Source organism: Pseudoalteromonas sp. A25 (assembly GCF_009176705.1).
Taxonomy (GTDB): Bacteria; Pseudomonadota; Gammaproteobacteria; order Enterobacterales; family Alteromonadaceae; genus Pseudoalteromonas.
In genome coordinates this window covers 1303896-1324156 of the sequence record NZ_AP021846.1, presented here as the reverse complement: position 1 = coordinate 1324156, position 20261 = coordinate 1303896, and the positions used below count along the sequence as shown (strand labels likewise).

The window sequence follows — 20261 nt, the reverse complement described above, 5'->3', positions numbered from 1 at the left end:
GCTACTTAACAAATCGAATAAATCGTTGAAAACACTTTGTCAAACTTCTATCTCAATAAAACGACTTACCTTTAAATACTTTACAAAAACCTCTCACCCAGCGCAGTAACTCCACTAAGTTGAGCTGAACTATTTGTATTATATACAATCTATATTTTGACCTATCAAACCACTTAAAAGAACTATAAAACACATTAAGGACAGGATTATGCCTCTAAAGCTGACGCTTACTTTGCTCTGGTTTTTATCTAGCAGCATCAATGCGAGCGAGTTACTGCGCAACACTTATCAAGCACAAAGAACAGACGGTTCGAGTATTATTTATCATCTTTTAAAAAATAATACAGACAAAAGCGCCCACACTCTATTATTGATTTTGCAAGGCTCAAGTTGTAACAGTGTTTTGAATATCGACTCTATTACTAGCCAATACAGAAATGTACTACCTAATTCTGATTTATTACTCATAGAAAAGTACGGGCTGGATGAGCAATTACCCTATAGTGACAACCCAGAGCGTAATGACTGCCCGTATGCATACTTACTCAACGACTCACCTCAAACTCGCTTAGCAGATACGAGCATTGTTCTAGATAAAGTTAAACAAGAGTTTGGCTACAAAACAATCGCGCTTTTAGGGGGGAGCGAGGGAGCGGTGATCGCAAACTTAGTTGCCGCACAAAATACCGATATAGACGCTGTAATAACTTTTAACGGCGGTGGTCGCTGGTTTATAGATGACATAAAACACAACATCAGGTCACAGTATCAGAACGACGTTGATGCACAAAAAGATATCAATGAATTTATTGGCTTTAGCAACTATATTCTTAGCGGTGCAGAAAAGCATATCACTGTTAGCGGACACGGATACAAATGGTGGCATGAAATGCTATCAATGGATCAGCTAAATACGGTAAAAGCAATCAGTCAACCCATGTTAATTATACAAGCGCAGGCAGACTCAAATGTCTCTCCCTCACAGGTAAAATCATTGCAATCTAGTTTAATAGCAAAGCCCAATATTGAATTTAAATATTACTCAGGGTTGGACCATAAATTCAAAGACAGTCAGGGTGAAAGCCAATTGCCGTTAGTGATAAAAGATATGAACACGTGGCTCAAAACAAAGCTATAAGCCGACACGCAGAGTTGGATGACCATAAGCCTATCCAACCCACTACCCAATATCAGTTAATTAATACCAATATATTTGTGCACTTGTACTGATAAACGCCAGTTTTTCTTCATGCAAGTGTCAATCGCTAACTTAGTTGCTTTAGCCTTTTGGCTAATGGGCTGTAAATAAACTAGCTTTGGCGTAACGCCCGTTTGTTCGAACAACGCTTCAAGTTCTTCAATATGCTTTTGCATAGCAACTGGGTGTTTGATTTCGTCAGCCCTTTGCATAGCACTTGTTAAAACTTCATAGCCTCCGCGCATATTGATTTTTGGAGATACTGTTACCCAAGTTTGCTCCGGCACTTTAATTTCAAAAGTTCCGCTGGTTTCTATTTGCGTGCTGTAACCTGCCGCATGCAACAACTCACACAGTGGTATTAAATCGAACATACATGGCTCACCACCGGTGATCACAACGTGCTTAGCTTGATATCCGCGCTGCTTGAACAATTCCAATATTTGCTGCGAAGTAGCCTCAGCCCACCACTCTGAGTCAGCTTTCTTTTCTACCGTTTTATCTAACGAAACTAAATAAGTCGGGTTTACATCCCAAGTTTGCTTGGTATCACACCAAGCACAACCCACAGGGCAGCCTTGCAGACGCAAAAAAATCGAAGGCACACCAGTAAAACTAGCTTCACCTTGTATGGTTTCAAAAATTTCGTTTATTTTGTACAAAACGGCTCCGTAAACAACTTCACAAACTCAAAAAAACACCAATGGAAATTGTTATTTCCTCAGCGGCCGTGTAGTATATCGCGCCCTAAAGTAAACCTCTATCAAAATCGAGGCAAAACACCTATGAGCGAAAAAGTTGTTGTCATTTATTCAGGCGGTATGGACTCATACACCGTATTAAACAAGGCTGTTCGTGCAGGCTATGAGGTCTATGCGCTGTCTTTTAATTATGGTCAGCGTCACGTAAAAGAGCTACTTGTAGCTGCACAAGTATGCGAAAAACTCAACATAGCTCATAAGGTAGTTGATATTTCGGCTATTAATCAGCTTATTGGTGGCTCCTCACTCACTGACGATATAGATGTACCAGAGGGCCACTACGAAGAAGAGAGTATGAAAAGCACGGTTGTGCCAAATCGCAATATGATCTTATTATCCTTAGCTGTTGGGTATGCCGTATCGTTGAAAGCCAATAAAGTATTTTATGGTGCTCATTCTGGCGATCATGCCATCTATCCAGACTGTCGCCCTGAATTCGTAAAGAAAATGGATGATGTTTGCAGAATTGCTAACTATGAAGAAATCGAAATTGTCTGTCCGTACCTAAATAGTAGCAAGATTGATATCTTAACCGATGGCTTAAAAATGGGATTAGATTACTCAGATACATGGACGTGTTACAACGGTCGTGAGAAAGCGTGTGGAAAGTGCGGTGCCTGCCAAGAGCGCTTAGAAGCATTCGCTTTAAACAAAGCACAAGACCCGCTTAGCTACGAAGCCTAATTGAGTTACAGGAGCCTTTGGCTCCTCCCCTAAGGCAAACACTCTAGCAAATGCCACTTCCCATCAACTCTCTTTGTGTTAGATTAAATCCTAACTAATACACGTGTTTAGCGTGTCATATTAACAATAATCTTGGAGAACGTAATGTCTGGCACTACTATGATAGTCTTAATTGTGTTCATTGCTGTTGGTTTTAGCGTAATAAGCAAAATGTTTAACCAGTACTTATCTCAACAGAAATCACTGCAAAGTAAACAAAACGATGCTTTGCAAACGGAGCTAAATGCGTTAAAAGAGCGCGTAGCCACCCTTGAGAAAATCGTCACTGACGATGGCTACGCATTAAAAGAGCAATTTAAAAAGCTCTAACTAAAAATAGTTATGTTGATTAGTTCATCTGAAGTGCTAGTTAACTGAGAAGTAATCTGCCGTGCCATGTGCCTCTAGCGCCTCTGTGAGTTGTTGGAGAGCGAGCTTATAAACAACCACACGCATTGAGTCATCGTGTTGTTGATAACGCTGCCACGCTCTCTCAAACGCACTATTGATGTACGCTGCAAGTTTGTCATACACTTTTTCCTCAGGCCATGCCTCTCCTTGCCGATTTTGACACCATTCGAAATAGCTCACTATTACACCCCCCGCATTCGCAAGTATGTCAGGAATAACATGGGTACCTTGTTCTTTTAGCTGACCATCGACCTCAGCTGTAATGGGTCCGTTTGCGATCTCAACAATATATTGGGCCTGAATTTGGCTGACATTTTTAGCATTAATCACACCCGCTAAAGCGGCGGGCACTAAAATGTCTACTTGGAGTGCGAGTAACTCCTCATTATTAATGCGAGTATGCTCTACATCCTCACACACCGAATGCTGGCAATAAACCGCTTTTAGTGTATTGCTTCGTTGCTTCTCGCTATATACGCTTTCTATATCTAGGCCCTGTTTGCTATAAATGCCTCCTTTAGAGTCGCTCACTGCCACAACTTTAAAACCAGCGTCTTGTAGCAACTTAGCGCAATGGTAACCACCATTCCCAAAACCTTGAATAGCGACGGTTTTCTCCTTAGCATCCCAGCCGAGTTTTCTCGCCAATGCTTCTATACATAAAAACGCACCGCGACCAGTAGCACTATCACGGCCAAGACTACCACCAAAGGCAATCGGCTTTCCTGTTATCACCGCAGGACATTTTGTACGGGTAATTTTTTCGTATTCATCCATCATCCAACCCATGATACGAGCATTGGTGTATACATCAGGTGCCGGAATATCAAGTTGTGGACCAATGAAGTCAGCTTTGGCTCTTATGTAGGCTCGGGCTAAACGTTCAAGCTCCATAGGAGACAGCTTTTTGGGGTCTACGGTAACAGCGCCCTTTGCACCACCGAAAGGTACCCCTACCACCGCACATTTTAACGTCATCCATAATGCCAATGCTTCTACTTCACTTTGATCTGCATCTTGATGGAATCGGATCCCCCCTTTTGTAGGACCAAGTAAGTCGTTATATCGGCAACGATATGCTTTGAAATAGGCAGTGCTGCCGTTATCTTTCCTAATGGCTATATGGCTGGTCAGGGTGCTTTGAGGTTGGCTCAACGCTTCTAATATCGCGTTATATTCTTTGTTCGTCTTGGCGATATTACTAAGCCTTGTTAATGCATCTTGCAAAATGTTTTTTTCGCTCATGAATACTCCTAAACTTTTACTGGTTTACAGTACGGTTTCCTCCCAAGAATAGTTTAATAATCACTATGACGAGCTAATTCAATGCACTATTTTTCTGACTGTATATCCATTACACAATCAATATTGAGCTCTTGCAAAAATGGACTGGCGTTAGTTTTTGGTTCAAGCAATATAACTTGCTGCCTTGCCCGCGTTAAAGCGACATAGAATAGCCGACGTTCTTCTGCGTGAGGGTAAGGCTCTTGGCTTGCTAGCATACTCTCTAACAGCGGTTGAGTTCTGCTCTGAGCAGGAAACCCGCCTTTACCGTCATACAACCCCATAATAATACAAAACTGCGCCTCTTTACCCTTTGAAGCATGAAAAGTCATCGCTTTTAATTCAAGGCCACTAAACTGACTTTTTAATTGCTTTAACTGCTGCTTGCTCGGCAACATTTTATGATTCCGAGCAAGCAGCAATACACTCAACTGACCATATTGTTGCGCTAGCTGATTCAATATCGCTTTCAATGCGTCATGCTCATTATCTACGGGGCATTTGACAAACGAGTTGTGGTCATAATCGATATGAGCACGCATGTGCTTAACGAGTTGACTTGGATTTGCGCATACAAACTGACTTGAGACATCTAGAATTTGTTGAGGGTATCTGAAAGTTTGATCGAGCTGGCCTACTGTTGCAGCCCCAAAATACTCCTTGAAATGAGTTATCAATGAAACATCAGCACCACTAAAACGATAAATCGATTGCCAATCATCGCCAACGGCGAACAACTGAGATTGGTTGGCATGCTTTAATAAAGCTTGAAGTAATTTGGCTCTAACAGGCGATAAATCTTGAAACTCATCAACCATAATGTGGCGCCATGGAACAATAAACTTACCTTGCTCTAGGTACGCGATGGTTTTGGCTATCATGTCCTCAAAGTCGATTGCTTGTTCATTTTTTAAGTAAAGCTGGTATTCCCCAACAATCGGCTTCAAACACTCTAATAGTGACGCATGGTGCAACTCTATTTTTGATAGCTGTTTTAACACACTGGTATTTTTATAATGACCAATCAAAACGGCAATATGTTTCAGTACGGTAGAACAATTAACACTCGAAAAAAACTCGGTGATCTCTCCGATCGGGGTCTGACACTCTTGTAAACAAAACTGCTTAAATTGGCTGTAATAGTGGGGCGCAAGGCAAAGTGCTTGTATTGTATCACTAATGAACTGTAGCTTCTTTTGCTGTTCAGTAACCAGTGAGCTTATCTTCGGCTTGTGCCCTTCAACCGCCTCAATGATATGCATCCCTAAAGCATGGAATGTGAAACAGTTAAAATCAGCTCCTACTCTTTGTTGAAGCTCATTAGCAGCTTCACTTGCATATGCCAGTAACAGTATATTTTCAGCTTTTTCACCCGAACTACAAACCAAAAATTTTGCACGCGCAGCCATTACACTCGTTTTGCCTGTACCAGCTCCCGCCAATAGTAACTGCCGATTATCTTGAACAATACAGGCACGTCTTTGAGCTGAGGTTAAAGGTTGACGTTCTACATTGGCAAAAAACTGTTCATATTTATTTTCTTGGTAAAGAATATATGCATCACGAAACGCTTCTATGTCGTTGGCTTGCCATTGCGCTAGCTCGCGCAACGTATAAATCGCCTGTAGGAGGGGTTCTGTTAATTTGACATCAGGCTGCCAACTTAGCCAACGCGGAGCCAAAGATGAGATAATATCACGCACTAGCACTAAATTACTGGCTGACAAATACCGAGCTTGAAGTAATCGTTCTATTTTGCCGATTGTGCTGATCAAATGCGCTGCATTTTGGCTAACCCATAACGCTTGGAAATTAGCTTGACTAAACTTGCCTTTTTCAACTTTAACGCAATCAACTGTGCCGCAAGCTAAGAGTGATATTTTCACATCACAGAAAAACATTCCCGCTGATAACCTTGGTGGTGACAGCATATCTCGCCACAAATAAAATTTGTGCTGTTGTTTGCCATACAGCTGTATACCATCATTTTGCAAGACGAGCTTTACATGCTTAGCGATTACACTTTTTATTTCAAAGTTAATAATATTCAATAGAGATACTCTAAAAAGGCGCGGATATTTGTCGACACATCAAAAGCAGCAATGAACTGAAATTTAGGTGATTATACAAGTTGTATTGAGCAATCATAGCTTTGAAAAGCAACTAAGTAACAAATCAACAATGATGAAATATAGCGAGTCCATGCCAGCAATGACTGTCTAAATAACTAAGTGGTCTATTTTAAAGCAAGGAAACCTTGTCGATAACAAGGTAAAATTTCGTTATTTAGTTGTTCTAAATGAGAAATTTTTAACGCAGTTAATGAGTTATTTAGCTCGCTAGAATGATCAATGTATTAATAAAATTGGTATAAGTGTTATTGCGGATTGGTATTAGCTTTAGTACGCGCTAATACGCTAGAAACGTCAGGCAAAAAAAAACCAGCCAACAGGCTGGTTTCTAATAAATTGGTGCGGATGGGGGGACTTGAACCCCCACGGCCGAAGCCACCACCCCCTCAAGATGGCGTGTCTACCAATTCCACCACATCCGCATTTTTCGGTTTATTGCTTGATTGAGGAATCAAACTACCGAGTAACTTAAGGCTACTAATCTATTAATTTGGTACGTCTGAACTTTTGTTATCTTCAGATGACACTGGTACATCTGATTCAGCCGGCACTACGGTTGCAGCTGGTGCTTCAAGGTTTTCCCACTCATCAGTCTTTTTGATTTGACCGGCGGTTAAGTTACCAAGCACGATGCTCAAAACAAAGAAAACGGTTGCCAAAATGGTGGTTGTCTTTGTCATAAAGTTGCCAGCACCTGACGAGCCGAAAACTGTTGCTGATGCACCTGCGCCAAACGACGAGCCCATGTCTGCGCCTTTGCCTTGTTGAACCAACACCATACCAACCAGTGCTAATGCAACAATCAAGTAAACAACTAATAATATTTCGTACATTTTATACGTTCCCTACTGCACTATTGCAGATGCTAGTAAAAGCATCTTTTTTTAGACTTGCGCCACCAATGAGTCCGCCGTCTATATCTGCTTGTGCAAATAATGATTCACTGTTCTTTTCATTCACACTGCCACCATAAAGGATCCGCAGCGAGCTTGCGACCTGCTTATCATAACTGTTAAGCATATCACGAATAAACTTATGTACCGCCTGAGCCTGTTCAGGAGTTGCTGTTTTACCAGTCCCTATAGCCCAAACGGGTTCGTATGCTATCACAGAATCATTCAGTGCTGCTATACCTAATTTATCGATAACTGCTCTTATTTGCCTAGCAACAACTTGTTCAGTTTGGGCGGCTTCCCGCTCAGCTTCTGTTTCACCTACACACAAAATAGGCGTTAAGCCAGACTTTTGTGCTTGAGCAAACTTATCAGCAACTTGCTGGTCTGACTCATTGAAAATACTGCGTCTTTCTGAGTGACCAATCAAGGTATACTTGGCACCTAATTCGTGCGCCAGTTGTGCCTGAATTTCACCCGTATAAGCACCTGCGTCAAATTCTGATATCGTTTGCGTACCAGATTCAATGCCATTTTTTACCACTTCACTTAGCAATAAAGCGGGTGGAAAAATAATTACATCTACATTCAGATTTTTATACTTTTTTACTTCGCTGCAAATTTCGGCTACTAGCTCGAATGAGCCGTTCATTTTCCAATTACCTGCAACAATAGGCTTACGCTGTGTCATACGATACTCCGCGTCAGAAGCGGGTGAGATACTAACTTGACTCACCCTGATTTACAAGAAATAAAATTAAAAAGCAGACTAATTGCTCACAGATTCAACAACTTCAGCAATTTTTGTAGCAAAGTCGATAACTTGCTTCTCTTGCTCTGCTTCAACCATGACTCTGATCACCGGCTCTGTACCTGATTTTCGTAATAACACACGACCTTTGCCCGCCAATTGCTGCTCAACCTCTTCAACCGCCTTCTTAACAATCTCCTGCTCAGTTGGATCGTTACTGGTTGTATAGCGAACATTAATCATCTTCATTGGGTATTTGGTAAAGCCATTACCTAAATCTTGTAGAGTCTTATTTTGTGACACCATAGCAGCAAGCACCTGCAAACTAGATATAATACCGTCCCCAGTACAGATCAAATCTAGATTTAGCACGTGACCAGAGCTTTCGCCACCTAGCGTCCAACCATTCTGGCTCAGTAATTCCATCACATAGCGATCACCAACTTTGCTGCGCGCAAACTCAATCCCCTTCGCGATCAGCGCATTTTCCAGCCCCATATTTGACATGACGGTACCGACAACACCACCTCTAAGTGTGCCATTAGCGTGAGCTAAACAAGCGATGATGTACACGATATCATCACCGTCAAAGACATGTCCCTTATGGTCAACCATCATGACGCGATCACCATCGCCATCGTAAGCGATACCAACATCTGCTTTATGCTCTAAAACTTGGCGCTTCAGGCTATCAACATGTGTTGCACCACACTCATGGTTTATGTTTACGCCGTTTGGCTCACAAGCATGACAAATCACTGTTGCACCCAGCTCTCGCATAACTGCTGGCGCAATGTGATAGGTGGCACCATTAGCACAGTCAAGAACTATTTTTAAGCCTTCAAGTGATAGCTCTTTTGGAAACTGACTTTTACAAAACTCAATGTAACGACCATCTGCATTTTCTAAGCGTCGTGCTTTTCCCAATTTCTCTGATGGAACGCAGGTCATCTCTTCGTCCATCATAGCTTCAATCTCAAGCTCTACACTGTCTGCTAACTTAAGACCGTTACCACTGAAGAATTTAATGCCATTATCGTGATATGGATTATGAGATGCACTGATCACTATTCCAGCTTCTGCTCTAAACGTTTGTGTGAGATAGGCAACTGCAGGTGTAGGCATCGGCCCCAGCAACACAACATCAATACCAGCGGCAATCAAGCCTGCTTCTAAAGAAGTTTCCAACAGATAACCAGATATACGTGTATCTTTACCTATAATTACTTTTTTAGTGCCTGTTTTAGATAAAACTTTACCGGCTGCCCAGCCTAATTTCAGCGCAAATTCAGGGGTGATAGGAAACTGCCCCACTAATCCTCTGACTCCATCAGTGCCAAAATACTTTCTAGTTGTCATATGGTTACTCCATTACACGCTGCATGCCATACTTTTAGCACATCAGCAGTTTGTTGTACGTCATGAACTCGTATGATGTGGGCACCTTTTTGTGCACACAACAAAGCCCCAGCGAGGCTAGCTGCTAGGCGTTCATTTGTTTCTCTATTCAATAAATGGCCAAACATAGACTTACGTGATAGTCCAGCCAAAAGGGGTAATTCAAAAGACTGGAAGCTATCAAAGCTTCCCAGTAACTCATAATTGTGGGCCAAATTTTTGCCAAACCCAAATCCGGGGTCGAGTATCAAGCGTTGCGTATCAATACCATGGTCTTTACAAGCCAAAATACGCGCACTGAAAAATGCCTTTATGTCTGTTACCAAGTCAGTATAAGTCGGGTTGTTCTGCATTGTTCTAGGTTGGCCTTGCATGTGCATCAAGCAGATAGCCACCTCAGGATATTGTGCGACAACCTCCAAAGCACCAGGCTCTTGAAGCGCTCTGACATCATTAACAATGTCAGCCCCTGCTTTAATTGCTTCACGCATGACTTCGGCCTTACTGGTATCAACAGAAATCACACAATCGCTGTGACGTCGGATCTGTTCGATAACAGGGATCACTCGTTTTAGCTCTTCTTCACAGGCAACATCAGGTGCACCAGGGCGGGTAGACTCACCTCCAACATCCAGTATAGTTGCACCTTGTTCTAATAAAGATAGCGCTTGATTGACAGCGTTGTCAGCTTGGTAGTAAAACCCACCGTCTGAAAAAGAATCAGGAGTGACATTAACAATCCCCATTATTTGGGGCGTATCGAGGCATAATTCACGGCCTCGGGGTAAACAAATTGTGGTTTTCATTGTTTTTTACTCAACTGAGAGTAATCGTAATTATTACCAAAACGCTGTGTTTGGTAATTAAAACTAGGCGAAATATTCACCTATAATTGTTGATTATGGTAAGAAAAAGCCCCGTCATCGCGGGGCTTTAAAAACTATTAGCTATTTTAACCGTTATTCAGGCCTATCATCAAGTTCAGATGAATTTTGTGGCTTTTCTTCCGGCTTTTCGTCACTTACAGGTACCGACTTTTCCTGTTTCGGTTCTTTGTTATCCGGTTTTCTATCGTGCGCATCACGCGGAGGACGAACTTCTGTACGTGCCATCAAGTCATCAATCTGACCTGCATCGATTGTTTCATACTTCATTAGCGCATCTTTCATACTGTGTAAAATATCCATATTGTCTTTTAGGATTTGCTCTGCACGTTGATAGTTGCGAGTTATAAAGTCTTTGATTTCTGAATCGATCAGCTTTGCAGTTTCGTCAGACATACCTGCCGTACGGTGCGAGCCGCCGCCCATATACATCTCACCTTGTTCTTCAAGGTACATTTGTGGACCAAGTTTGCTACTTAATCCCCACTGCATAACCATCTTCTTAGCGATGTCTGTCGCACGCTCAATATCATTACTTGCACCGGTCGTGACTTTATCTTCACCGTAAATAAGTGCTTCTGCGATACGACCACCATACAAACTTGATAGCATAGACTCTAAATGCTCTTTAGAGTGACTAACACGGTCTTGCTCTGGTAAATACATAGTCACACCAAGCGCACGACCACGAGGAATAATTGATACCTTATAAACAGGATCATGCTCTGGTACCAAACGACCCACAATAGCGTGCCCTGCCTCATGATAAGCAGTCATCTCTTTCTCATGCTCGCTCATTACCATAGACTTGCGCTCTGCGCCCATCATGATTTTGTCTTTCGCAGCATCAAATTCAGCCATGCTTACTTTGCGTTTATTACCACGCGCTGCAAATAACGCGGCTTCATTCACTAAGTTTGCCAGATCAGCACCTGAGAAGCCTGGCGTGCCTCGAGCAATCAGTGACGCTTCAACATTATCATCTAGTGGAACTTTACGCATATGAACGTTAAGGATTTGTTCACGGCCACGGATATCAGGTAAACCGACTACAACTTGGCGGTCAAATCGACCAGGGCGTAACAGTGCAGGGTCAAGTACATCTGGACGGTTAGTTGCGGCAATAACGATAATACCTTCGTTACCTTCAAAGCCATCCATCTCAACGAGCATTTGGTTAAGCGTTTGCTCACGTTCATCGTGACCACCACCCATACCAGCACCACGTTTGCGCCCTACAGCGTCAATTTCGTCGATGAAGATAATACAAGGCGCCGCCTTTTTAGCTTGTTCAAACATGTCACGAACGCGCGATGCACCAACACCTACAAACATTTCCACAAAATCAGACCCTGAAATTGTGAAAAATGGCACTTTTGCTTCACCAGCAACAGCCTTGGCAAGTAGCGTTTTACCAGTACCGGGAGGCCCTACCATCAGGACACCTTTTGGTATACTACCACCAAGCTTTTGAAACTTTGACGGGTCGCGTAAGAAGTCAACAAGCTCTGTTACATCTTCTTTTGCTTCGTCACACCCAGCAACATCCGCAAAAGTTGTCTTAACTTGATCCTCACTCATTAAGCGCGCTTTACTCTTGCCAAACGACATCGCGCCTTTACCGCCACCGCCTTGCATTTGACGCATGAAGAATATCCACACACCAATAAGCAACAGCATAGGGAACCAAGAGATGAAAATGTTAGCAAGGAAAGATTGCTCTTCCGGCGCAACGCCTTTTACATTTACATCATTTTTTAATAAATCATTGATCAGGTCTTCATCATACATCGGCATAATGGTTTGGAAACGCTCTCCATTTCCCTTCATACCTGTAATAGTACCTGACGAACGATCAATGTTTACATCCCTAACCGCTCCGCTGCGCACTTCTTTTACAAACTGCGTGTAACTCGTTTGACGATCTGTTAAATCGCCGCTATTGAAGCTCTGAAAGACAGTCATAAGCACGACAGCTATAACTAACCAGAGTATTAAATTCTTCGCCATATCGCTCAAGGGGTTAACCTCTTGTATCCAAAATTATTTAAATTCAACTTTAATGCCTTTCAACTGTACTACAGTTTGTATCCTGTCGCCACTATATAAACTTCACGAGAACGTGGACGAGAAGCTTTTGGCTTTCTTATTTTAACCACGTTAAAACATTTACGAACCTCTTGCACAAACTGATCAAAACCTTCGCCTTGAAAAACTTTTACTGCAAACGCGCCATTTTTACAAAGTACCTGATGACACATATCGAGCGCAAGCTCAACCAAATACATGCTACCCGCTTGATCAGTCGACATATTACCGCTCATGTTGGGGGCCATATCTGAAAAAACAACATCGACTGTCTTACCGCCAATGCGTTGAAGCAAAGCATCAAGCACGGCTTCTTCACGAAAATCACCTTGCAAAAAATCAACACCTGCCAATGAGTCCATCGGTAGAATGTCACAGGCAATGACTTGCCCTTTATCGCCTACTTGTTCTGCTAAGTACTGCGACCAACTTCCCGGCGCGGCACCCAAGTCAACCACACTCATACCGGGCTTAATCAACTTATCCCGCTGTTGTATCTCTTCTAGCTTAAAAATTGCGCGAGAACGAAACCCTCGCTTTTGTGCCTCATGAACATATGGGTCGTCTACATGTTCCTTTAACCAGCGCTTTGAGCTCGCTGAGTGCTTTTTATTTGCCATATTAACTGCAACTCATTAGTAATATTGTCTAGATGGCGGTAGAATATGAAAATTCAAGCCTACATTTAGTAAATTGTACCAATATGACTTTATCAAATAAACAAAAGCAGTATCTTAAAGGGTTAGCACACCCACTTAAACCAGTAGTTTTACTCGGTGCAAATGGTTTAACAGAAGGTGTTTTGGTTGAAATAGACCAATGTTTAAACATCCATGAACTCATCAAAGTAAAAGTGCCAACTAACGATCGTGAGACGAAACAGCTTATCTTTGATGCGATTGTGCGTGAAACTGGTGCGCACAAGGTGCAAACAATTGGCCATACAATCGTTTTGTACCGCCAAAGCGAAGAAAAGAAAATTCAACTACCTCGTTCTTAATTCGCATATCGAGCGCCATCAATTTATTGCGGTGGCGCCATTCTATACAACGCAATAACCTGAGAAATAAAATCCGTTGTTAATTCATTTATCACACCACTTTCTGCATTGAGCAATAAGCTAAAGCCCACATTTAATGCTGGAATAACAACAACATCAGTTCTATAACCTTGTACCCACCCGCTGTGATACATCAAATGCTCACCATCGTAATCATATATGCGCCACCCTAGCCCGTAATAAGCTTCATCTACGTGGTTACGCCATATTCTGCGCCTTAGTTCTCGCTTTGTGTGCGTATATGGACGACCTTGTATCGTCAATGCATCAAGAGACAATACGTCGGGGTAATGCCCTAATTGCGCTTTCAGCCATTGCACCATATCCTGAGCACTTGCATTTATGCCTGCTGCAGGCACTACTTTATAATAATGTGACTTCAACCTTGCTGTATGCCAACGCTTTCGCCCTAAAACATGAGGTAATGCATAGTTATTGTCTTTTTGCATATTATCGATACCAACGCCACCATCACTCATTTTTAAAGGCTTAAATATAAACTCGGCTAACCAGCGCTCATAAGGCATTCCTGTTGCGCTGTGAATAACGTCAGAAATTAGGCTAAACATGGCATTTTGATAGCCATAGCACTGGCCAGGCGAACATATCCGTTCTACTTTCACTAAACGTTCAATGATTTCGCCATAAGACATTCTAGACTCAATTAAATTGTCATAGGCATTGGGCACCAGTCCACTGGAATGGCTCAATAGGTGGAATACTTTGAGTGATCGGTAATCGGTATTTTCTAAATAAGGTAAGTAGGCGCCCACGTAATCATCTAGTTGCAAGTATTCCTGACTCACTAACTTTGCAGTCAAAGAACCAGCAAAGGTTTTTGACACCGACGCTAATCGAAACCGAGTGTTTTTATCTACAGCATGCCCTTTTCGCACCTGAGTTTTACCATAGCCTTTAGCTAAATCGCCAAAATCTCCGTGCACGATGCTTAAAGCGGCGCCAGGAATTGATTTTTCTTTTAGTTTTCGCTCGACTTGCTTAGAATAGCTGTTCAAAAATTGGTGCCACTGCTGCTTTGCGTCTTCTAATGCATGGACTTTTGTCGTAAATAGCCAAAATACAACAACAACTAAATACTTCATAATAACTCTGTAAGCTCGAATTGATTGAAGTTTATCACGAAATTTGGCGTTGTTTGTATTACCAATTAATACTTTAATTACTATTTGAGGTACTTGGATGCGTTTTTTACTTATATTTTTCATTCTGGCTTTATCTTTTGGGTGCTCATTAACACCAAAGATGGCACCAAAACTTAATGTGCCACCTAAGCCATTATTAAGTAAAGAAATCTATCAACTTAGCTATAGTACTGAACTCGACTCAGCAAGGATAAAATCAGTGCAGCTGCCAGCGCATCCCATCGAAAAAAATAATACAGTGCGTATTGTTGCTGACAAAGTCGCGATGACCGATACATTAAAGTCTTACATTACTCAATCACTCAAAAATCAAGGCTTATCTGTCACTGAAAAACGTGGCGCTGATTACGTTCTAAACGTACATCAATTAGACCTTTCATTTGGGCCTGATAAAACCTATCTACTCAACAGGCCCAAAGCATCTCATCCGCTTTATAAGCTTGTTACTCAACAAGCGCCGAGTTATCAATGCAGTAATATTATTGCCAGTGTAAGCATGCGCTTAACGCACGTTGCGTCTTCAGATGTTGTTTGGTTTGCTAAGTCTTCTATCGACAGCGCCAGCTTCCAAGGCACCCCACTGCAATTTAGTTACACTAAAGAACAAAAGCTAACCAACGAGCATGATGTTATCTCTTTTGTTGTTGAGCAAAATAGCGAGCAAGCCAGAATTGCGCGTGCCCAAGAGCCGGTGCAACTGCCTGAATACAAAGTAGAAGAGGCGATCAGCGGACCTGAGAAGTCTGCTGGCGCATGCACAGAAACAGAAGTCAGCGCGCTAACTAGTGCCATGCACCAAAAGCTCACTGCGATTTTAATCGATAAAATCAACGTACTTTAATACAACACTTTTTTACAGTTCAATAAAACAATCTCAATATAATACTCACCAACTGTCTTGTTGGTGAGTATATATGTCACGCGCCTTTTTCTTTACATTGCTTTGCTTATATCTCTCTTTCTCTTTGCATGCGAGTAACCGACTATATGCAGATAACACGTTACACCCCAGTGATCAACTTTACTACGACGTTAGCCTCGGGTTTGGACTGATTTTTGATAATTCATATCTCATTGGCTCTCATGCGTATCAAGAAGGCATAGAAGTTTTTAATATCAATGTGTCGGCAACATATGGAAATTGGTATTTAGACGTTGACCATAGTCAACTAACAGGCGGAGTGATTGTTGGGTACAGCTTAATTGATAAATTTGATTGGGGGTTAGACCTCATTTTTACGCAAGCACAAGATGGCATTAGTGAAAATGGATTTGATTTGTATAATTCAAATAAGATACCTGAACTCAGTGGTATTGATGAACGAAAATTTGATTTAACTTCAGGGCTTCGTTTGAGCCGGCTGTTTAACGCTGATAGTCAGTTATCATTTGAATTACTTCAAGATATTAGTAGCCGACATAACGGCTGGATCATGAGTGCGTATTTCAGCAAAATTATTCCTTGGCATAACTGGGAGCTCAGAAGTGCATTCGGGGTATCCAAATACTCCGATGACTTTAGCAACTATTATTTTGGCATCAAAGCACATGAACAAGCCCAAGGCCGCCCAGTATACCGCCCTCAAAGTGCATATAGTTTAGTCTATGAGTTTCATGCAGAGTACCCTTTAAATGAAAACTGGGTATTTTTAGCTGGATGGATGTCGACATGGTTTTCTAAGCAGATTTACCAAAGCCCCATTGTGAGACAAAACCATCAACACAAGGCGAAGTTAAGTGTCCGTTACGTTTTTTAGCATAAATTCGTCACTGCAAATCAACAGAATACGAGTAAGCCAGTAAAGGCTAATTTAAAAAGTGACAGTGATGTATTACTCAGGCAAAATTGAAATTTGTTTCAAAAGTCCCAATCATCGCTACTAGCATCAAAATAAGTTGGAGGTAAATATGGATAACTACGGTACAATTTTACTGGTAGAGGATGATGAGTCTCTTGCCCAGTGGGTAGCTGATTATTTAAATAATCAAGGGTATACAACCCACGTGTGTGTGCGTGGCGATCAAGTCATCGCAATGGTCAAATCTCTCTCACCAGATATTGTCTTACTCGATGTTATGTTACCCGGACAAGATGGTATTAGCGTCTGTCGCGAATTACGCCAATTCTACCAAAAGCCTATCGTGATGCTTACCGCAAAAGATGAAGAGATGGATGAAGTTATTGGCTTAGAAGTAGGTGCGAGTGACTACGTGATCAAACCTGTTCGACCAAGGGCATTACTTGCGAGAATAAAAGCGATGTTGCGTGCATCTAACGACTCAGCAGCTGGCAACAATGATGATGACAATTCAATTCGAGTTGGCAATTTAAGCATTGATACGCAAGCCCGCAAAGTACTTTTGCAAGGCGAGGAAGTTAATATCTCAAGTGCCGAGTATTTGTTGTTGCATTTCCTTGCTTCAAACGCTGGAGAAGTCGTATCGCGTGACGCGGTTTTTAAAGCAACCAAAGGCAGAGAGTACGATGGATTAGACCGCAGCGTTGATGTTTTAATCTCAGCCCTAAGAAAGAAGTTCAATGATGACCCTCAACACCCTGAAAAAATAAAAACAATATGGGGTAAAGGCTACTTATTGGTTCCGAGTGCATGGTAGAGCTAACGCAGTGAGAAAGCTCTACATATATCTACTTACCAGTGCATTAGTCTCTATCGTCGTATTAGGTTGGCTCATTGACCTTTTTAGCGAACAAACTTTCGAAACCGAGAATCACTTTGGTTGGCAAAGTACGCTCGCCAGTGGTGCAGCTAAACAAGTTGCAAGACAATCTCTGGGGCAAAGAGCCAGCTTCATAGAAACCTTAAGTGCTGACTACGAGCTAGAAATAAGCTACAAAAAAGGTGACACTCTAGCAGTGCCTTCAGAGTTAAAAGTGCAAATGCTACAAAGTAAAGGCCTGATCTTAGAAGACCAACAAGGCTTTTATTTATTAAAAACAAATCAAAAACTTTTACCAGACTACCTAGAGCTGCGGCTAGCAAAACCCCCAGAGCAAAAAGACAACGACGCCTTCTTAACACTACTGTTTTACACTGGCGTATGCACATTTATGTGGTTTATTCTTTCGCCACTTGCTAAGCGTTTATCTATTCTTACTGATGCGGCAAAACAATTTGCAAGCGGTAACTTCAGCGCCAGAATCGCCACTGACAAATTTACCTATATTAAAGATGTTGAATTAACGTTTAATCGCATGGCGAGCCAAATAGAAAAGCTACTAGCTGAAAACAAACTACTAGCATCTAGTCTATCGCATGATATTCGAACCCCAGTTGCATGCTTAAGATTTGGACTTGATGCCGCATTGGATGAGGGTGATATCAACAAAATTTACAGTCTCTTGAACAGAATGGAAAAAGACTTAGATCAAATGGAAGACATGCTCGCAAGCTACTTATCTTTTGCAACGCTAGAACAAAAGGCTCATTTACTCAAATTCGAACAAACATCTGCAACTGACTACTTTCTGGCCTTAATTGAACAAGTCGCCCCCAAACTGCAAGGTGCGGGGTTAAAGGTGGAGCATGAAATTGAGTCCTCATTGTCAATTACTGCAGACCTTCACTGGCTCGCCCGTGCAGTTACTAACTTACTAAGCAATGCGGCCGACTTTGCAACTATGACGATACTTGTCAGGGTCCAAAGTGACGAACAACATGTCTACATTCATATTGAAGACGATGGGCCAGGTATTGCACCTCAAAATTGGCACAAAGTTTTTAGCCCGTTTTTTCAAGAGCAATCACATCGCAATCGGGCCCAAAAAAGTTATGGATTAGGCCTTGCCATCGTTGCAAAAGTGGTCGATTGGCACCATGGAAAGGTGTCTGTGTCACAATCAGAAGTGTTACGCGGTGCAAAATTCACCTTAATTTTGCCTTGTAAAGCACAGTGAGCAGCGTAAAGTAATAGCCACACAAGGTTAACACTCGGCTGTTAATCTACTGATAAAGCAAGAGCTTCTCCTAAAAGCATACAAATTGCCTTGGAGAGATAAAGTTACAATCAATAAATAACAAAAAAGTTGTGCTAGATCATGGCATTCTAATGACAATTAGCGCTTTTTATTTGTCATTATTTACAGTAGATTGTCAGCCGCCGTAAAAAAATAGAGAAGTATAAATAATATGAGCAGTGTGCGCGGAGAATTTAGTTCTCGCTTTGGATTTATCATGGCAGCAGCAGGGTCTGCCGTAGGTTTAGGTAATATTTGGGGCTTTCCTACCCAAACAGCAAGTAATGGTGGAGCCGCTTTTGTACTGGTTTATTTAGTACTGGCGTTTTGTTTAGCATACCCAGCATTAATGGCCGAACTGGTTATCGGTCGCCACGGCCAAGCAAATGCCGTTTCTTCATTACAAAAATTATCTAACAACCCGCTCAATAAACGCTTCGCTTTCATTGTCGGCTTTGGGGGCATTATTTGTGCAGGCTTAATTTTAAGTTTTTATGCGATTGTTGCTGGATGGATGTTTAGTGCAACCCTTGAACCTATTGCCACACTCTCGGGGTTGTCTGATACCGCAAATTGGTTAAATAACCAATCGCTAGCGCGCGACTTAATTTTCACTACTTTATTTGTGCTACTAACCATTTCAATTATCAGTAAAGGCGTAGAAAACGGCATAGAAAAGTGGTCAAAACGCCTGATGCCAGCCCTGCTAGGGATCCTATTTTTACTTATCGCCTATGTGCTTATGCAAAATGGCGCCAGTGAAGGTTTAAAGGCCTATTTGGTGCCGGATTTTTCCTCTATCTTAAACCCCGAATTACTAGTAAGCGCGCTGGGCCAAGCATTTTTCTCATTATCTCTGGGCACCAGTGTAATGATCATTTATGGCTCTTACATTAGCAAACAAGAAAACCTCGTTTCTCTGGGCGCATATGTAACCCTCATCGACGTTTTTATTGCATTTGTAGCGGGACTTTTAATTATCCCAGCAATGTATGTAGCACAAGCTCAAGGTGTTGAGATCTTCAGTGCCAACGGCCAATTATTATCAGAAGACACCTTAGTATTCCAAGTATTACCAGCCTTATTTGAAAGTATGGGCGATGTTGGTCTATTTGTAGGATTTGCATTTTTCGCGCTCATGAGCATTGCTGCATTAACATCTTCAATTTCAATGCTTGAAGCACCCGTATCGTACGCCGTTGAGCGATTTGCATTATCGCGTTTACAAGCAACGTGGGTGATCGGCGGTCTGATCTCCTTAATTAGCTTTACCATTATCTTTAACTTTAATAGCTTATTTGGCTTCGTGGTAAGTCTAACAACTCAGTTTGGACAACCACTTATCGGTATGTTGTGCTGTATTTTTGTAGGCTGGATCTGGAGCCGACATAAGCTACTCACAGAAATCAAGAGTGGCTACGAAGAGGCTGATTCGAGCATTTTTTGGAAAATATGGCCATGGTATATCAAATTTGTATGCCCATTAGCCATTGCTCTGGTATTTATTCACTCGCAATAAATAAAATAAGAGCACTTGCA

19 protein-coding genes and 1 tRNA gene are annotated in these 20261 nt (G+C 41.8%); 9 read left to right on the top strand and 11 right to left on the bottom strand.

Features of this window, described 5'->3' with window-relative positions:
• Positions 1-208 precede the first annotated feature (208 nt).
• Complete coding sequence (locus GDK41_RS05970; RefSeq protein ID WP_152085549.1) at positions 209-1138, top strand: alpha/beta hydrolase family protein; 930 nt, start codon at positions 209-211, stop codon at positions 1136-1138.
• 56 nt (positions 1139-1194) lie between these two features.
• Here GDK41_RS05970 and queE read toward each other — a convergent pair whose 3' ends face one another.
• Positions 1195-1860 (bottom strand): 7-carboxy-7-deazaguanine synthase QueE, encoded by a 666-nt coding sequence (gene queE, locus GDK41_RS05965; RefSeq protein ID WP_152085548.1) that lies wholly within the window; start codon positions 1858-1860, stop codon positions 1195-1197.
• Between the two features lie 123 nt (positions 1861-1983).
• Between queE and queC the strand changes: the two genes are divergently transcribed.
• Together queC and GDK41_RS05955 are read left to right on the top strand one after the other, a co-directional pair.
• The gene (gene queC / locus GDK41_RS05960) at positions 1984-2643 is read left to right on the top strand and encodes a 7-cyano-7-deazaguanine synthase QueC (RefSeq protein WP_152085547.1); all 660 of its coding nucleotides are present in this window, start codon (positions 1984-1986) and stop codon (positions 2641-2643) included.
• A gap of 144 nt (positions 2644-2787) precedes the next feature.
• Positions 2788-3012, top strand: coding sequence for a hypothetical protein (locus GDK41_RS05955; RefSeq protein ID WP_152085546.1), 225 nt, complete (start codon positions 2788-2790; stop codon positions 3010-3012).
• A 36-nt stretch (positions 3013-3048) separates the two neighbouring features.
• Here GDK41_RS05955 and GDK41_RS05950 read toward each other — a convergent pair whose 3' ends face one another.
• The 9 genes from GDK41_RS05950 to rlmE all read right to left on the bottom strand — a co-directional run bounded on the left by GDK41_RS05950 (position 3049) and on the right by rlmE (position 13143).
• Positions 3049-4338 carry a Glu/Leu/Phe/Val family dehydrogenase gene (locus GDK41_RS05950; RefSeq protein ID WP_152085545.1) on the bottom strand — a complete coding sequence of 430 codons (1290 nt, stop codon included), beginning with the start codon at positions 4336-4338 and terminating at the stop codon, positions 3049-3051.
• A gap of 86 nt (positions 4339-4424) precedes the next feature.
• Positions 4425-6428: a UvrD-helicase domain-containing protein gene (locus tag GDK41_RS05945; RefSeq protein ID WP_152085544.1), complete on the bottom strand. Its 2004-nt coding sequence runs from the start codon at positions 6426-6428 to the stop codon at positions 4425-4427.
• Between the two features lie 418 nt (positions 6429-6846).
• Positions 6847-6931 (bottom strand) — tRNA-Leu (locus GDK41_RS05940).
• Between the two features lie 63 nt (positions 6932-6994).
• Complete coding sequence (gene secG, locus GDK41_RS05935; RefSeq protein WP_152085543.1) at positions 6995-7342, bottom strand: preprotein translocase subunit SecG; 348 nt, start codon at positions 7340-7342, stop codon at positions 6995-6997.
• Position 7343: 1 nt separating this feature from the next.
• Positions 7344-8093: a triose-phosphate isomerase gene (tpiA, locus tag GDK41_RS05930; protein WP_152085542.1), complete on the bottom strand. Its 750-nt coding sequence runs from the start codon at positions 8091-8093 to the stop codon at positions 7344-7346.
• A 78-nt stretch (positions 8094-8171) separates the two neighbouring features.
• A complete protein-coding gene (glmM, locus tag GDK41_RS05925) occupies positions 8172-9512 on the bottom strand; it encodes a phosphoglucosamine mutase (protein WP_152085541.1) in 1341 nt (446 codons plus the stop codon).
• Positions 9509-10357 carry a dihydropteroate synthase gene (gene folP, locus GDK41_RS05920; RefSeq protein WP_152085540.1) on the bottom strand — a complete coding sequence of 283 codons (849 nt, stop codon included), beginning with the start codon at positions 10355-10357 and terminating at the stop codon, positions 9509-9511. The genes glmM and folP overlap by 4 nt, the downstream gene beginning before the upstream one ends.
• Before the next feature lie 153 nt (positions 10358-10510).
• A complete protein-coding gene (gene ftsH, locus GDK41_RS05915) occupies positions 10511-12445 on the bottom strand; it encodes an ATP-dependent zinc metalloprotease FtsH (RefSeq protein ID WP_152085539.1) in 1935 nt (644 codons plus the stop codon).
• Between the two features lie 68 nt (positions 12446-12513).
• A complete protein-coding gene (rlmE, locus tag GDK41_RS05910; protein ID WP_152085538.1) occupies positions 12514-13143 on the bottom strand; it encodes a 23S rRNA (uridine(2552)-2'-O)-methyltransferase RlmE in 630 nt (209 codons plus the stop codon).
• 83 nt (positions 13144-13226) lie between these two features.
• Between rlmE and yhbY the strand changes: the two genes are divergently transcribed.
• On the top strand, positions 13227-13523 hold the full coding sequence (yhbY, locus tag GDK41_RS05905) for a ribosome assembly RNA-binding protein YhbY (protein WP_152085537.1): 297 nt from the start codon (positions 13227-13229) through the stop codon (positions 13521-13523).
• Positions 13524-13546: 23 nt separating this feature from the next.
• Here yhbY and GDK41_RS05900 read toward each other — a convergent pair whose 3' ends face one another.
• Positions 13547-14686 carry a serine hydrolase domain-containing protein gene (locus tag GDK41_RS05900; RefSeq protein ID WP_152085536.1) on the bottom strand — a complete coding sequence of 380 codons (1140 nt, stop codon included), beginning with the start codon at positions 14684-14686 and terminating at the stop codon, positions 13547-13549.
• 97 nt (positions 14687-14783) lie between these two features.
• Here GDK41_RS05900 and GDK41_RS05895 point away from each other — a divergent pair, with 97 nt between their 5' ends.
• The 5 genes from GDK41_RS05895 (at position 14784) to GDK41_RS05875 (ending at position 20241) form a co-directional block, all read left to right on the top strand.
• Positions 14784-15587: a hypothetical protein gene (locus GDK41_RS05895; RefSeq protein ID WP_152085535.1), complete on the top strand. Its 804-nt coding sequence runs from the start codon at positions 14784-14786 to the stop codon at positions 15585-15587.
• Positions 15588-15660: 73 nt separating this feature from the next.
• Positions 15661-16503, top strand: coding sequence for a MipA/OmpV family protein (locus GDK41_RS05890; protein ID WP_152085534.1), 843 nt, complete (start codon positions 15661-15663; stop codon positions 16501-16503).
• Positions 16504-16654: 151 nt separating this feature from the next.
• The gene (locus tag GDK41_RS05885; protein WP_152085533.1) at positions 16655-17362 is read left to right on the top strand and encodes a response regulator; all 708 of its coding nucleotides are present in this window, start codon (positions 16655-16657) and stop codon (positions 17360-17362) included.
• A gap of 10 nt (positions 17363-17372) precedes the next feature.
• A complete protein-coding gene (locus GDK41_RS05880; protein ID WP_152085532.1) occupies positions 17373-18662 on the top strand; it encodes a sensor histidine kinase in 1290 nt (429 codons plus the stop codon).
• Between the two features lie 232 nt (positions 18663-18894).
• Positions 18895-20241, top strand: coding sequence for a sodium-dependent transporter (locus tag GDK41_RS05875; RefSeq protein ID WP_152085531.1), 1347 nt, complete (start codon positions 18895-18897; stop codon positions 20239-20241).
• Positions 20242-20261: the final 20 nt, after the last annotated feature.